We start from the raw sequence: 12,416 nt of genomic DNA, 5'->3' as shown, positions 1-12,416 counted from the left end.
ATGGAACGTTCCGTATGTGGAACGCTAGAGTTGGCGGAGCGCGCCCGTCAATCGTCTGCGGCCGCGGGCCGGCGTCCCCGGGAAGGTCGATGGAGCTGAACGAGCAGGTGGGGCGGCGTTTGCGGGCCCTGCGCGAGGAGCGGCGGCTGTCGCTGTCCGAACTCGCCCGGCGCTCGGGCGTCGGCAAGGCGACGCTGTCCGAACTGGAGGGCGGCCGGCGCAACCCCACCCTGGAGACGCTGTACGCGCTGACCACCGCGCTCGGCACACCGCTCAGTTCGGTGCTCGCCGATCCGCTCAGCTCCCTGCTGCCCCCCGGCGGGGCCCGCGCCCACGCCAGCGGCGAGGCCGTCACCGCGCTGCTCACCGAGCGGCACGAGAGCCCGGCCAACATCACCGACGTGTTCCGTATCCACATACGCGCCGGCGCGGTCCAGCGCTCGGACCCCCATCTGCCGGGCACCCAGGAGCATCTCTACGTGCTCAGCGGCACCGCCGTCGTGGGCGAGCCCGCCGCACCCGTCACCGCCGGCCCCGGCGGGTACGCGCACTGGCGGGCCGACCGCGCGCACCTCTACAGCGCGCCGCACGGCGACGTCGAAGCGGTGCTCTTCGTCCGCTACGCGCTCGCCGGCACCTCGGCCGCCCCCACCGATCATCCGCCGGCCGATCAGCCTCCGGCCGATCCCCCGGCCCCGCACGACGGAGGCGGAAGCGCCCATGCCTGAGACCCCCGACGCCCACCCCGCCTCGTCCCCACCGGTTCCGCCGTCCCCGCCGCTTCCCGCGCCGTACCGCGCCCGACCGGCCACGCTCGCCGACGCCGGCGCGATCCACCGGCTCGTCGCCGCCTGCGAGCACGACCTGCTCGGCAGCGTGGAGACCGGCGCCGACGCCGTCACCGCGCGCCTGACGCTGCCCGACCTGGACCCGGCGCTCGACACGCTGCTCGTGCACGCCCCGGGACCGGGACCGCGGCCCGGCGCCGAGCCGGAACTCGTCGGCCGGGTGTGGGTGCACGGCGGCCGCCGCAGCGAGGTGGACGTCCATCCCGCCCACCGCGGGCGGGGGTTGGGCGGTCTGCTGCTCGACTGGGCCGAGGCGCGGGCCCGGCTGATGGGCGGGGTGCGGCTCGCGCAGCCGGCCGAGGACTGCGACGCGGCGGCCGTCGCGCTGCTGCTCTCGCGCGGGTACGCGCCGTTCGTGACGCAGTGGCTGCTGGGCATCGCGGTGCCCGACGAGCCCGAGGTGCCCGATCCGCCCGCGGGCGTCACCGTACGGCCGTTCCGCCCGGGCGACGAGCGCGCGGCGCACCAACTCGTCGAGGACGCCTTCGGCCAGTGGCAGAAGCGCCGCCTGCCGTACGACGAGTGGGCCCGACTCACCGTCGAGCAGGCCGCGTTCGCACCCGCGATGTCACCCGTGGCGTTCGCCGGCGGCGAGATGGTCGGCGCGCTGGTGGCCCTCGACGTGCCGGGCTCGGCCGAGGGCTACGTCGACCGGCTCGCGGTGCGCGCCGACCACCGCGGCCGCGGCATCGCCGGGGTGCTGCTGCGGGAGACCTTCCGCGCCTTCCACCGGCGCGGCCGGCGCGGCTGCACCCTGTGGACCCACTCCGCGACCGGCGCGCTGACCCTCTACGAGCACCTCGGCATGAGCGTGCGCCGCAGTTCCTCGGTCTACGCCAAGGCCCTCGAACCCGGCTGACGCCGCGTCACCCCGTGGCGTGCGCGAGCCGCCGCAGTGCGAGCAGGCCGCCGAAACCGGGCACGAACGCGACGGCCCTGGTCGTGCTGCCGGCCGCCCGCAGGCGCCAGGTCGTGACCACCACGAACAGGTACGCGCAGCCGTGGGTGGGACCGACCAGCGAGGAGACCGGCTGGAGGTGGGCGGTGGCGAGGTTCGCCAACAGGACCGCCAGCGAGACCAGTTCGACGTGCGCGGCGATGCGCAGGGACCGTGGACGCATCCTCATGCCCCCGTCGTGGAGCCGGGGCGGACGATCATCAGCACGGTGACCGTGGCCCACAGCAGGTTGAACACGCCGGTGAGCGAGGCGAGTCGGCCGGCGATCCGGGTGACCGGGCCCGGTTCGGCGGCCTGGGCGGCGTCGAGCGCGCGGTCCTGGGCGGGCAGGATCAGCAGCGCCAGGATCGCGGCGGCCGCCGCCGTCAGCAGGATCGACGCGATCAGCCATCCGGTCCCCAGGACGCCCAGGCTGCCGGCGGTGGCGAAGCCGAGGACGGGGACGGCGACGCCGATCGCGGCGTAGACGCGGCAGATACGGTGCAGCATCCGCAGGGTCGTCACGGCCTGGTCGTCGCGCGGTTCGCCGTGGGCGGCGCGCAGCGCGCGGGGGAACATGCTCGCGGCGACGGTGACCGGCCCGATGCACAGCAGCGCCGCCAGGACGTGCAGGGAGAGGAAGACCTTCGTCACGGCCGGCGCCCCATGCTCCCGACGGCCGAGGTCGTGGCCGTGGCCGCGCGATGGCATCCGGCGGCTGAGCCGTCGGTCAGGGCGAGGGAGCCCGCGGGGTGCGGCAGGTCGATCTGGACGTGCATGGAACTTCCTTCAGGAGCAGGTGCTTCGGGATCAAGTGGCCGGCCTGCGCCGGCTCGCCTCCGACGCTAGGGGCCGCCCGGCCGCCGCCCCAGTGGCACGAACGACACGTTTCAACGGAAAATCGCCAACGGCCCTACAAGGGGCGGGAAGAGCGGCTGAACTGCGCTCCGGGCCCGCTCCGAGAGCCGGGTCCCCGATCGAGCCGCCCGGCGGGGAGGTACCTTCTGGACATGCACACCGTCGCCGTACTCGCGCTGGACCAGGTGATCCCCTTCGACCTGTCCACGCCGCTGGAGGTGTTCGCCCGTACCCGGCTGCCCGACGGGCGTACGGCCTACCAGGTACGCGTCTGCGCCGAGCGGCCCCAGGTCGACGCGGGCACCTTCACCCTGACCGCGCCCTGGGCCCTGGACGCGCTGGCCGCCGCCGACACGATCATCGTGCCCGGCACCGCCGACCCCGCGGCGCCGATCAGCCCCGCCGTCCGCGACGCACTGCGCGCCGCCGCGAAGGACGGCACCCGGATCGCCTCCCTCTGCACCGGCGCCTTCCCGCTCGCCGCGACCGGCCTGCTGGACGGCCTGCGCGCGACCACGCACTGGGTCGCCGCCGATCTGCTGGCCGCCACCCACCCGGAGATCGAGGTGGACCCCGACGTCCTCTACGTCGACAACGGGCAGATCCTCACCTCGGCGGGCGCGGCCGCCGGCCTGGACCTGTGCCTGCACATGATCCGCTCCGACTACGGTTCCGCCGTCGCCGCCGACGCCGCGCGGCTGTCCGTGGTGCCGCTCGAACGCGAGGGCGGCCAGGCGCAGTTCATCGTGCACCCGCACACGCCCACGCCGCAGGGCTCCGCGCTCGAACCGCTGCTCGGCTGGCTCCAGGAGGACCTGGGGCGCGAGCTGACCCTCGCCGACATCGCCGCGCGGGCCGGCCTGAGCACCCGCACCCTGATCCGGCGGTTCCGCGACCAGACCGGCGTCACCCCGCTCCAGTGGCTCCACCGGGCCCGGGTCCGGCAGGCCCAGCACCTGCTGGAGACCACCGCGCACTCCGTCGAACGCATCGGCGCCCAGGTCGGGTTCGGGTCGCCCACCGCCTTCCGCGACCGCTTCAAGCGCACGACCGGCGTCAGCCCCCAGGCGTACCGCCGCGCCTTCGGCCCGCTGTCCTGACCACCGGCGCGCACGCGGTCGGCCCCGGGTCGTTACCGGGTCGACATGCACACGTGGCGCCGCATGGGCAGGCTGGGGGCATGGACGAGGAACGCGGAACTCAGGTCATCGTGGAACCGCCGGCCCCCGCCGGCCGCCGGATACGGGTCGGCCGCGAGACGCTCGGACTCGCCCGCAGCCCCGGTGACCTGCTGGAGTTCCTTCGCCGCGCGGGCCTCGACCCGGACGCGGTCAGCCTCGACGACCCCGAACTGTTCGTGTGGCACGGCGGCGGCCCGGACGTCTGGACCGCCCCGGACGACGCCCCGAACGGCTGACGGCTCCCCGATCCCCTGGTGGAACGACCCGCGCCGAGCGCTTTTTCCGGCCCCCGCCGCGCGACCTACGCTGTGCCGATGATCGATGCGCGGCAGATGCCGACCACCGCGGGCTACGCCGAAGCCGCCGAGACGCTCGCCGGGCAGTACGAGAGCGTGTCCTTCGCCGACGTCCATCGCGACACGCTGCACCTGCTCCCGACCCGGCCGGCCGCGGTCCTGGACATCGGCGCGGGCAGCGGACGCGACGCCGCCGCGCTGGCCGCGCTGGGGCACCGGGTCGTCGCCGTCGAACCGACCGCGGAACTGCGCGCCCTGGGCCGGAAGATCCATGCCGACCAGGACATCGAGTGGGTCGACGACGCGCTGCCCGGCCTCCCGGTGCTGCGCGGGCGCGGCGACGGACCCGAGCGGCGCTTCGAGCTGATCCTGCTGACCGCGGTGTGGATGCATCTCGACGCGGGCCAGCGGACGGCGGCGATGGGAGCGCTCACCGACCTGCTCGCCGCCGAGGGGCAGGTCGTGCTGTCGCTGCGGCACGGCCCGGTCCCGGCGGGCCGGCGCATGTTCGACGTCTCGGCGGACGAGACGGTCCGGCTCGGCCGCGACCACGGTCTGCGCCAGGTCCACCGCAGCGAGCGGCCGGACCCGCACGGCCGCCCCGGGGTGTCGTGGAGTCACCTGGGCCTGCGCCGGGGAGCGGCCGGCGGGTGATCGGGCCCGAACCGGCCCCCGTCCAGGGCCGGTTCGGCGGGACGAGGGTCAGTGCGCCGGGCCGGGCGCCCGCATCGGGACCCCGCGGAAGGTCTGCACCAGGATCGTCAGCGCGCCGAAGGTCACGCACTGGTCGGCGAGGTTGAAGATCCCGGAGTGGCCGATCTGGATGAAGTCCAGCACGGCACCGCGGCCGAACCCGGGGTGGCGGAAGAGCCGGTCGGCGAGGTTGCCGCCGGCGCCGGCGAAGAGCAGCCCGAGCCCGACCGCCCAGCCGACCGAGCGCACGGACGAGGACGCCCAGGTGATGAAGGAGAGCACGCCGACGGCCAGCACCGTGAAGACGAGGGTGGCGTGCGGGGCGAAGGACCCGGCCGCGCCGGAGTTGCGGAAGGCGGTGAAGGTCACGCCGCCGCCCAGCGCGTGCACCGGCTGCTTGCCCTCCACGGCCACCGCGGCGACGGCCTTCGTCACCTGGTCCACCGCGAGCCCGGCCGCGGCCGTGATCCACAGCGCCCGCCGCGGCCTCCCCATGCTGCCCGCCATCGGCCGCCTCCCCGTCCTCCCGCGTCCATGCCCATGCAATGGCTGAACGTTCACCTTTCCCGCAGCCTACGCCCGACCGCCCGCCACCCCGCCGGGCGCCCGATCCCGAGCCCGACCCTGCGCCCGATCCCGATCCGATCCCGCCACCGAGCCCGACCCGGCGCCGCACCCCGCGCCCGATCTCCACCCGCACCCGCCCCGTCCGCCCCTGCCCCCCACCCGATTCTCTGACTAGAGTCAGAGAATGGATACGGCGCAGATCGACCAGGTGCGACGGTTCAACCGCACCGTCACCGAACGCGTGGGCGTGCTCCACGACCGCTACCTCGGCCGCGACCGGCCCGTGGGCGAGGCCCGGCTGCTGTGGCAGATCGGCGAGCAGGGCCAGGACGTACGCCGGCTGCGGGACCGGCTCGGGCTCGACTCCGGGTACGTCAGCAGGCTGCTGCGCGCCCTGGAGGCCGACGGCCTGGTGACCGTGGAGCCGGCGCCCGGCGACCGGCGGGTGCGGACCGTACGGCTCACCGACGCGGGCCGGGCCGAGCGGGCCGCGCTCGACGACCGCAGCGACGAGCTGGCCGGCTCCCTCCTGGCGCCGCTCAACCCCGCGCAGCGGGCCCGGCTGACCGCGGCGATGGCCGACGTCGAGCGGCTGCTGACCGCCGCGACCGTCACCCTGGAGCCCGTCGAGCCGGGGCACCCCGACGCCGAGCACTGCCTGCGGGCGTACTTCGCCGAGATGGACGAGCGCTTCGAGGGCGGCTTCGACCCCGCGGCGAGCCTGCTGCCCGACGCGGGCGACCTGCGCCCGCCGCGCGGCGTCTTCCTGATCGCCCGGCTGTACGGCGAGCCGGTCGGCTGCGCCGGCCTGAAGCTGCCGGCCGGCGCCCCCGCCGAGATCAAGCGCATGTGGGTCGCGCCGGACGCCCGCCGACTCGGCCTCGGCCGCAGGTTCCTCGCCGAACTGGAGGCCCGGGCCGCCGCCGACGGCCGCACCGCGCTGCGGCTGGACACCAACAGGACCCTCGACGCGGCGATCAGGCTCTACCACTCCTGCGGCTTCCAGGAGGTGCCCGCGTTCAACGACGAGCCCTACGCCCACCACTGGTTCGAGAAGCGGATCACAGCGACCCCACAGGATCGTTAACACTGAGTCAAGATCGGGTCAACAGTTCCCACCCTGCGGATCGATGTCATAAGAGGCACGATCCGGTCACGATAAACGGCCACTTATATACGTACACAATCAGACAAACGGGACGGTCTTCGACGATCTTGTTTGCGCTGCGTAGGGCACGGGGTAGGCGGCGACCCGAACCCGGAGGTCCGTCTCCTGGCGGCGGTTGCCGCTGCCAGGACACTCGGGTCGCTGCCGGATAGCTTCGATGTGAACTCATTGGCCGGTAGGCGACGGCCTCCGGTTCCGTCCTGTCCCCTGCCCCCGAAAGGCAAACGTGTCACAGCTCGTCATCGAGCACGTATTCAAGGTCTTCGGCCGCAAGCCGAAGGAAGGCATTCGTCGGCTTCAGGAGGGGGCCGACCGTGCGGAACTGAGAGAGGAGGGGACGACCGCGGCGGTGATCGACGCCTCCTTCGATGTGGAGCAGGGCGAGATCTTCGTCGTCATGGGTCTGTCCGGCTCGGGCAAGTCCACGCTGCTGCGCATGCTGAACGGTCTGCTGGAGCCCACCTCGGGCAGGGTGCTGTTCGACGGCCAGGACCTCACGGGCCTGTCCGCGAAGGCCCTGCGCGACCTGCGCTCCCGCAAGATCAGCATGGTCTTCCAGCACTTCGCGCTCTTCCCGCACCGCAGCGTCCTGGAGAACGCCGCCTACGGCCTGGAGGTCCAGGGCCGGCCGGCCAAGGAGCGCGAGGAGAAGGCGGCCGAGGCGCTGTCGATGGTCGGCCTGGACGGCTGGGAGAAGTCCTGGCCGGACGAGCTGTCCGGCGGCATGCAGCAGCGGGTCGGCCTGGCCCGCGCGCTCGCCACCGACGCCGACCTGCTGCTGATGGACGAGTCCTTCTCCGCGCTGGACCCGCTGATCCGCCGCGACATGCAGGACCAGCTGCTGGAGCTCCAGCAGCGGCTGCGCAAGACGATCGTCTTCATCACCCACGACCTCAACGAGGCGATGCGGCTCGGCGACCGGATCGCGGTGATGCGCGACGGCCGGATCGTCCAGATCGGCACCGCGGAGGACATCCTCACCGACCCGGCCAACGACTACGTGGCCAGCTTCGTGCAGGACGTCGACCGCTCCCGGGTGCTGACCGCGGCCTCGATCATGGAGGAGCCGCGGGTGATGGTGAGCCCCAACGACGGCCCGCGCGCCGCCATGCGCGCGCTGCGCACCGACCAGGCGTCCGCCGCCTTCGTCGTCGAACGCGGCCGCAAGCTGGTCGGCACCGTCACCGAGGTGCGTGTCACCGAGGCGCTGCGCAAGGCCGAGGGCACCATGCGCGACCTGATGGACACCGACTGCGTCACCACGCACGCGGACGCGCCGCTGTCCGAACTGCTCACCCCCGCCTCGCAGTCGAAACTGCCGCTCGCGGTGCTCGACGACAACGGCCGGCTGACCGGCGTCATCCCCCGGGTGACGCTGCTCGCCGCGCTCGGCGAGGGCCTGGAGGACACCGGCAGCCACCGCCTGCCCGACTTCCCCACGCTGGACGACGCCGTCCCGAGCGGCGGCGATCCAGGCGGACCCGGTGGACCGGGCGGTCCGGGCGGCTCTGACGGCCTGGGCGGTCCTGACGGCGGCGGCAACGGTGACGGCGGCGACGCCGAGGGCAAGGAGGCGACCCGTGCCTAGGCTCCACTTCGGCGACTGGGCCGAGGACGTCGTCCACTGGCTCACCCACCACCTGTCCTGGCTCTTCAACTTCATCAGCCATGTCGTCAACGGCATGTACAACGGCGTGGAGTGGGCGCTCGGCGGCCCGTCGCCGCTGCTGATGGCCGCGATCCTCGCGGTGCTCGCACTGTGGATGCGCGGGCTGACCGCGGGCGTCCTGGCCTTCGTCGGCTTCGCGCTCATCGACTCCGTCGCGCAGTGGGACGAGGCGATGGAGTCGCTGTCCCTGGTGGTCGTCTCGGCGGTGGTCGCGCTGGCGCTCGCGGTGCCGCTGGGCATCTGGGCCGCCCGGCGCCGCACGGCGAGCGTGCTGATCCGGCCGGTGCTGGACGTCATGCAGACGCTGCCGGCGTTCGTCTACCTGATCCCGGCGATCATCTTCTTCAGCCTCGGTACGGTGCCCGCCGTCATCGCCACCATCGTCTTCGCGATGCCGGTCGGCGTGCGCATGACCGAGCTGGGCATCCGGCAGGTCGACCCGGAACTGGTCGAGGCCGCGGAGGCGTTCGGCACACCGCCGTCCCGCACCCTGCTGCGGGTGCAGTTGCCGCTGGCACTGCCGACCATCATGGCCGGCGTCAACCAGGTCATCATGCTGGCGCTGTCCATGGTCGTCATCGGCGGCATGGTCGGCGCGGACGGCCTCGGCTCGACCGTCTTCGGCGCGATCAGCCAGGTGAACATCGGCCTCGGCTTCGAGGGCGGCATATCCGTGGTGGTGCTCGCCATCTACCTGGACCGGATCACCGGAGCCCTGGGCGACCAGGTGTCGCCGCTGGGCCGCCGCGCCCTGGCGCGCGCCCGCAGCGCCACGCAGGGCTTCTCGGTGCTGCGCTACCGGCCGCGCCCGGCCGTCGGCCTGTCCGCGGTGGTCATCCTCGCGCTGGTCGCGGGCGGCATCGGGGTGTTCTCGGACAACGGCGGCAGCTCGTCGCCGACCGCGTCCACGAACGTCGGCAAGGGCCAGTCGGTGAAGATCGGCTCCTTCAACTGGGACGAGTCGATCGCCTCGGCGAACCTCTGGAAGGAAGTCCTCGACGAGCGCGGCTACAAGGCCCAGGTCAACACCTACGACCCCGGCGCCGCCTTCACCGGACTGGCCAGCGGCAACTTCGACTACCTCACCGACGCCTGGCTGCCCACCACGCACGCCTCGTACATGAAGCAGTACGGCAGCAGCTACACCGACCTCGGCAAGTGGTACGACCAGACCTCCCTCGAGGTCTCGGTCCCGTCCTACGTCAAGGGCGTCAAGACCATGGCCGACCTCAAGGGCAAGTCGGCCGAGTTCGGCGGCAAGATCATCGGCATCGAACCCGGTGCCGGCGAGATGAAACTGCTCAGCTCCAAGGTCCTCCCCGGCTACGGGCTCGACAAGGAGTACAAGCTCGTCGCCAGCTCCACCGCCGGCATGCTCGCCGAACTCCAACGCGACTACGACCAGAAGAAGCCCGTCGCCGTCGTCCTGTGGTCCCCGCACTGGGCCTACAGCAAGTACGACCTGACCAAGCTCAGCGACCCCAAGGGCCTGTGGGGCGCGAGCGACTCCATCCACAACATCGCGAACAAGAACAGCGCGAAGAAGCTCCCGCAGGTCAGCACGTGGATGAAGAACTTCCACATGACCGAGGAGCAGCTGAGCTCGCTGGAGGCCGACATCCAGGCCGCCGGGCAGGGCAAGACCGCCGACGGCGTCAAGAAGTGGATGAAGGCCAACCCCGGCGTGGTCGACAAGATGGCACCGGTGGCCGGAGCCACCGCCACGAACGTCGGCAAGGGCCAGTCGGTGAAGATCGGCGACTTCAACTGGGACGAGTCGATCGCCTCGGCGAACCTGTGGAAGGAAGTCCTCGACGAGCGCGGCTACAAGGCGTCGGTCAACACCTACGACCCGGGCGCCGCGTACACCGGACTCGCCAGCGGCAACATCGACTACATGACCGACACCTGGCTACCGACCACGCACGCCTCGTACATGAAGCAGTACGGCAGCCATCTGGACGACCTGGGCCCGTGGTACGACAAGACCTCGCTCGAAGTCTCCGTGCCCTCGTACGTCAAGGGCGTCAAGACGATGGCGGACCTCAAGGGCAAGTCGGCCGAGTTCGGCGGCAAGATCATCGGCATCGAGCCGGGCGCCGGCGAGATGAAGATCCTCAGCTCCAAGGTCCTCCCCGGCTACGGGCTCGACAAGGAGTACAAGCTCGTCGCCAGCTCCACCGCGGGCATGCTCGCCGAACTCCAACGCGACTACGACCAGAAGAAGCCCGTCGCCGTCGTCCTGTGGTCCCCGCACTGGGCCTACAGCAAGTACGACCTGACCAAGCTCGGCGACCCCAAGGGCCTGTGGGGCAAGGGCGACTCGATCCACAGCGTCGCCAACAAAAACAGCGCGAAGAAGCTCCCGCAGGTCACCACGTGGATGAAGGACTTCCACATGACCGAGCCGCAACTCGCCTCCCTGGAGGCCGACATCCAGTCGGCGGGCCAGGGGCAGACCACGGCGGGAGTGAAGAAGTGGATGGCCGACAACCCGGACGTCGTCGACACGATGGCACCGGTGAGCGCGAGCTGACGCCACCACCCGCACGCGGGAACTGACCCGCGGCTGCCGAACCCGCGGGAAGCGAAGGGCCGGGGACACGGAGACCGTGTCCCCGGCCCTTCGTGTCGCCCTCTCCACCCGAACCTCCACCCACGGGACCAGGTACTTCGCCCGCCACGGCGGGAGAGTCGCTCTCGGCACCACGGGAACACCGTCGAAGCGAAGGAGTGCGAGGTCATGACCGACATGGAGCAGGCGCTGGCGATCAGCGGGGGCATCTTCGGGCTGATGCTGCTGACGCAGTACGGCCGCAGGAAGTACGACCGGCACAAGGTCCTGATGCCTCTGGTGTCGGTCTCGGTGATCGGCTACTTCTACCTCAGGGGCGCGCCCACCCACACCGTCGACCTGGTGGTCTATCTGGTGGGTGCCGCGGTCGGGGTGGTGTGCGGTGGCATCGCGACGCTCACCACGGGGGTGGAGCGGGACCGGGGCTCGGGCCAGGTGTACACGCGGTGCGGCGCCGGGTTCGTCGCCATCTGGTCCGTGGTGGTGGCGCTGCGGGTGGCGTTCATCTACCTCAGCGAGCACAACGACTGGTACCGCGGCCACCTGGTCACGTTCATGACGGACCACCGCATCGTCGAGGACGCCATCGCGCCGTTCTTCGTCCTGATGGCGCTGGCCATGGTGCTCAGCCGGGTGCTGCTGGTGCTGGCCCGGGTGCGGACGCTGCCGCCGGCCCAGGGCACCGCTCCCGCGGGGGACGGCCGCCCCGCGGCGGCCCCGCGCGTCGGCTGACACCCGGCCGCCGGCCACCAGCAACCGGCAACCGGCAACCTGTCCGACAGCGCCCGGTCGGCAGCCACTCAGCGGCAGGTCAGCGGCCGGTCAGCCGGGCAAAGGGCGACAGGGAAGCCGTCAGCCGCGATCCCGCACCTCATCCACGGGCCTTCACCAGCCCGTGGATGAACGCGTACTGCACGGCGTGCGCCCGGTCGCGCAGATGCGCCTTCGCGAAGAGGTTGTTGATATGGGTCTTCACCGTGGCCTCGCTGACCACCAGGCGTTCGGCGATACCGCGGTTGGTCAGGCCCTCGCCGATGAGGGTGAGCACCTCGACCTCCCTGGGCGTGAGGTCCGGTGCGAGGCCGGCGATCGGCACCTCGGCCGGGGCCGCGCTCTTGACGGCGGCCGCGAGCAACCGCTCCTGGACCGCCGGGTCGAGGACGGCCTGCCCGGCCGCGGCGGCCCGCACCGCGCGGGCGATGTCCTGGCGGCCGGACTCCTTGGTCAGATAGCCGCGGGCCCCGGCACCGAGCGCGGCGAGGATGTACTGCTCGTCGGCCAGCGTGGTGAGCACCACCACCGCGACGTCGGGAAAGCGCTCGGTGACCAGCCGGGTGGCCTCGACGCCGTCCATCCGCGGCATGTTGAGGTCCATGAGGATCACGTCGGGGGCGTGCTCGTCCGCGGCCGCCACGGCCTCCGCGCCGTCCCGCGCCGTGGCCACGACCTCCAGGCCCGGCTGCAGGTCGAGCACCACCGCGAGCGCCTCGCGGATCGCGGTCTGGTCGTCGGCGACGACCACCCGCACCGTGCGCTCGCCGTCGGCCCCGAGAGCCTCCACCCCGTACCCCCTCGCGTCCCGCCGGTCCACGTCGTGCCCGTTCCCGGTGTGCCCGTCCGCCTC

14 protein-coding genes are annotated in these 12,416 nt (G+C 72.4%); 9 read left to right on the top strand and 5 right to left on the bottom strand.

Going from position 1 to position 12,416, the window contains the following annotated elements; genetic code table 11:
* Positions 1–89 precede the first annotated feature (89 nt).
* The gene (locus OG370_RS37640; protein ID WP_328472375.1) at positions 90–728 is read left to right on the top strand and encodes a helix-turn-helix domain-containing protein; all 639 of its coding nucleotides are present in this window, start codon (positions 90–92) and stop codon (positions 726–728) included.
* Positions 721–1,707, top strand: coding sequence for a GNAT family N-acetyltransferase (locus OG370_RS37635; RefSeq protein ID WP_328472373.1), 987 nt, complete (start codon positions 721–723; stop codon positions 1,705–1,707). Before OG370_RS37640 ends, OG370_RS37635 begins: the two co-directional genes overlap by 8 nt.
* Positions 1,708–1,714: 7 nt before the next feature.
* Here the strand turns inward: OG370_RS37635 and OG370_RS37630 are convergent, their stop codons facing one another.
* The 3 genes from OG370_RS37630 to OG370_RS37620 are packed head-to-tail and all read right to left on the bottom strand — an operon-like array spanning position 1,715 to position 2,564.
* Positions 1,715–1,975: a DUF3817 domain-containing protein gene (locus OG370_RS37630; protein ID WP_443060818.1), complete on the bottom strand. Its 261-nt coding sequence runs from the start codon at positions 1,973–1,975 to the stop codon at positions 1,715–1,717.
* Positions 1,972–2,439 (bottom strand): DUF2269 family protein, encoded by a 468-nt coding sequence (locus OG370_RS37625; RefSeq protein ID WP_328472371.1) that lies wholly within the window; start codon positions 2,437–2,439, stop codon positions 1,972–1,974. The genes OG370_RS37630 and OG370_RS37625 overlap by 4 nt, the downstream gene beginning before the upstream one ends.
* Positions 2,436–2,564: a hypothetical protein gene (locus tag OG370_RS37620; RefSeq protein ID WP_328472369.1), complete on the bottom strand. Its 129-nt coding sequence runs from the start codon at positions 2,562–2,564 to the stop codon at positions 2,436–2,438. Before OG370_RS37620 ends, OG370_RS37625 begins: the two co-directional genes overlap by 4 nt.
* Before the next feature lie 231 nt (positions 2,565–2,795).
* Here OG370_RS37620 and OG370_RS37615 point away from each other — a divergent pair, with 231 nt between their 5' ends.
* The 3 genes from OG370_RS37615 (at position 2,796) to OG370_RS37605 (ending at position 4,774) form a co-directional block, all read left to right on the top strand.
* Positions 2,796–3,743, top strand: a complete 948-nt coding sequence (locus OG370_RS37615; protein ID WP_328472367.1) for a GlxA family transcriptional regulator — start codon at positions 2,796–2,798, stop codon at positions 3,741–3,743.
* Between the two features lie 80 nt (positions 3,744–3,823).
* Positions 3,824–4,060 (top strand): hypothetical protein, encoded by a 237-nt coding sequence (locus OG370_RS37610; RefSeq protein WP_328472365.1) that lies wholly within the window; start codon positions 3,824–3,826, stop codon positions 4,058–4,060.
* A 78-nt stretch (positions 4,061–4,138) separates the two neighbouring features.
* On the top strand, positions 4,139–4,774 hold the full coding sequence (locus OG370_RS37605) for a class I SAM-dependent methyltransferase (protein WP_328472363.1): 636 nt from the start codon (positions 4,139–4,141) through the stop codon (positions 4,772–4,774).
* A gap of 48 nt (positions 4,775–4,822) precedes the next feature.
* Here the strand turns inward: OG370_RS37605 and OG370_RS37600 are convergent, their stop codons facing one another.
* Positions 4,823–5,320 (bottom strand): signal peptidase II, encoded by a 498-nt coding sequence (locus OG370_RS37600; protein WP_328472361.1) that lies wholly within the window; start codon positions 5,318–5,320, stop codon positions 4,823–4,825.
* Between the two features lie 244 nt (positions 5,321–5,564).
* On the opposite strand from OG370_RS37600, the gene OG370_RS37595 reads away from it, so the two are divergent.
* From OG370_RS37595 to OG370_RS37580, 4 genes are all read left to right on the top strand, one after another.
* Positions 5,565–6,467, top strand: coding sequence for a bifunctional helix-turn-helix transcriptional regulator/GNAT family N-acetyltransferase (locus OG370_RS37595; protein WP_328472359.1), 903 nt, complete (start codon positions 5,565–5,567; stop codon positions 6,465–6,467).
* Between the two features lie 307 nt (positions 6,468–6,774).
* On the top strand, positions 6,775–8,136 hold the full coding sequence (locus OG370_RS37590) for a quaternary amine ABC transporter ATP-binding protein (RefSeq protein ID WP_328472357.1): 1,362 nt from the start codon (positions 6,775–6,777) through the stop codon (positions 8,134–8,136).
* A complete protein-coding gene (locus tag OG370_RS37585) occupies positions 8,129–10,753 on the top strand; it encodes an ABC transporter permease/substrate binding protein (RefSeq protein ID WP_328472355.1) in 2,625 nt (874 codons plus the stop codon). Before OG370_RS37590 ends, OG370_RS37585 begins: the two co-directional genes overlap by 8 nt.
* Positions 10,754–10,960: 207 nt before the next feature.
* Complete coding sequence (locus OG370_RS37580) at positions 10,961–11,524, top strand: hypothetical protein (protein WP_328472353.1); 564 nt, start codon at positions 10,961–10,963, stop codon at positions 11,522–11,524.
* A gap of 139 nt (positions 11,525–11,663) precedes the next feature.
* Here the strand turns inward: OG370_RS37580 and OG370_RS37575 are convergent, their stop codons facing one another.
* Positions 11,664–12,353 (bottom strand): response regulator transcription factor, encoded by a 690-nt coding sequence (locus OG370_RS37575; protein WP_328474790.1) that lies wholly within the window; start codon positions 12,351–12,353, stop codon positions 11,664–11,666.
* Between the last annotated feature and the right edge of the window lie 63 nt (positions 12,354–12,416).

The organism is Streptomyces sp. NBC_00448 (genome assembly GCF_036014115.1).
GTDB lineage: Bacteria > Actinomycetota > Actinomycetes > Streptomycetales > Streptomycetaceae > Actinacidiphila.
Note: the sequence above shows the minus strand (reverse complement) of the source record. Positions and strands in the feature narration are given on the sequence as shown.

Coding starts and splice junctions, on each gene's coding strand:
- OG370_RS37595 (WP_328472359.1), top strand. CDS start 5,565: ATGGATACGGCGCAGATCGACCAGGTGCGACGGTTCAACCGCACCGTC.
- OG370_RS37640 (WP_328472375.1), top strand. CDS start 90: ATGGAGCTGAACGAGCAGGTGGGGCGGCGTTTGCGGGCCCTGCGCGAG.
- OG370_RS37610 (WP_328472365.1), top strand. CDS start 3,824: ATGGACGAGGAACGCGGAACTCAGGTCATCGTGGAACCGCCGGCCCCC.
- OG370_RS37580 (WP_328472353.1), top strand. CDS start 10,961: ATGACCGACATGGAGCAGGCGCTGGCGATCAGCGGGGGCATCTTCGGG.
- OG370_RS37635 (WP_328472373.1), top strand. CDS start 721: ATGCCTGAGACCCCCGACGCCCACCCCGCCTCGTCCCCACCGGTTCCG.
- OG370_RS37605 (WP_328472363.1), top strand. CDS start 4,139: ATGATCGATGCGCGGCAGATGCCGACCACCGCGGGCTACGCCGAAGCC.
- OG370_RS37620 (WP_328472369.1), bottom strand. CDS start 2,564: ATGCACGTCCAGATCGACCTGCCGCACCCCGCGGGCTCCCTCGCCCTG.
- OG370_RS37615 (WP_328472367.1), top strand. CDS start 2,796: ATGCACACCGTCGCCGTACTCGCGCTGGACCAGGTGATCCCCTTCGAC.
- OG370_RS37630 (WP_443060818.1), bottom strand. CDS start 1,975: ATGAGGATGCGTCCACGGTCCCTGCGCATCGCCGCGCACGTCGAACTG.
- OG370_RS37600 (WP_328472361.1), bottom strand. CDS start 5,320: ATGGCGGGCAGCATGGGGAGGCCGCGGCGGGCGCTGTGGATCACGGCC.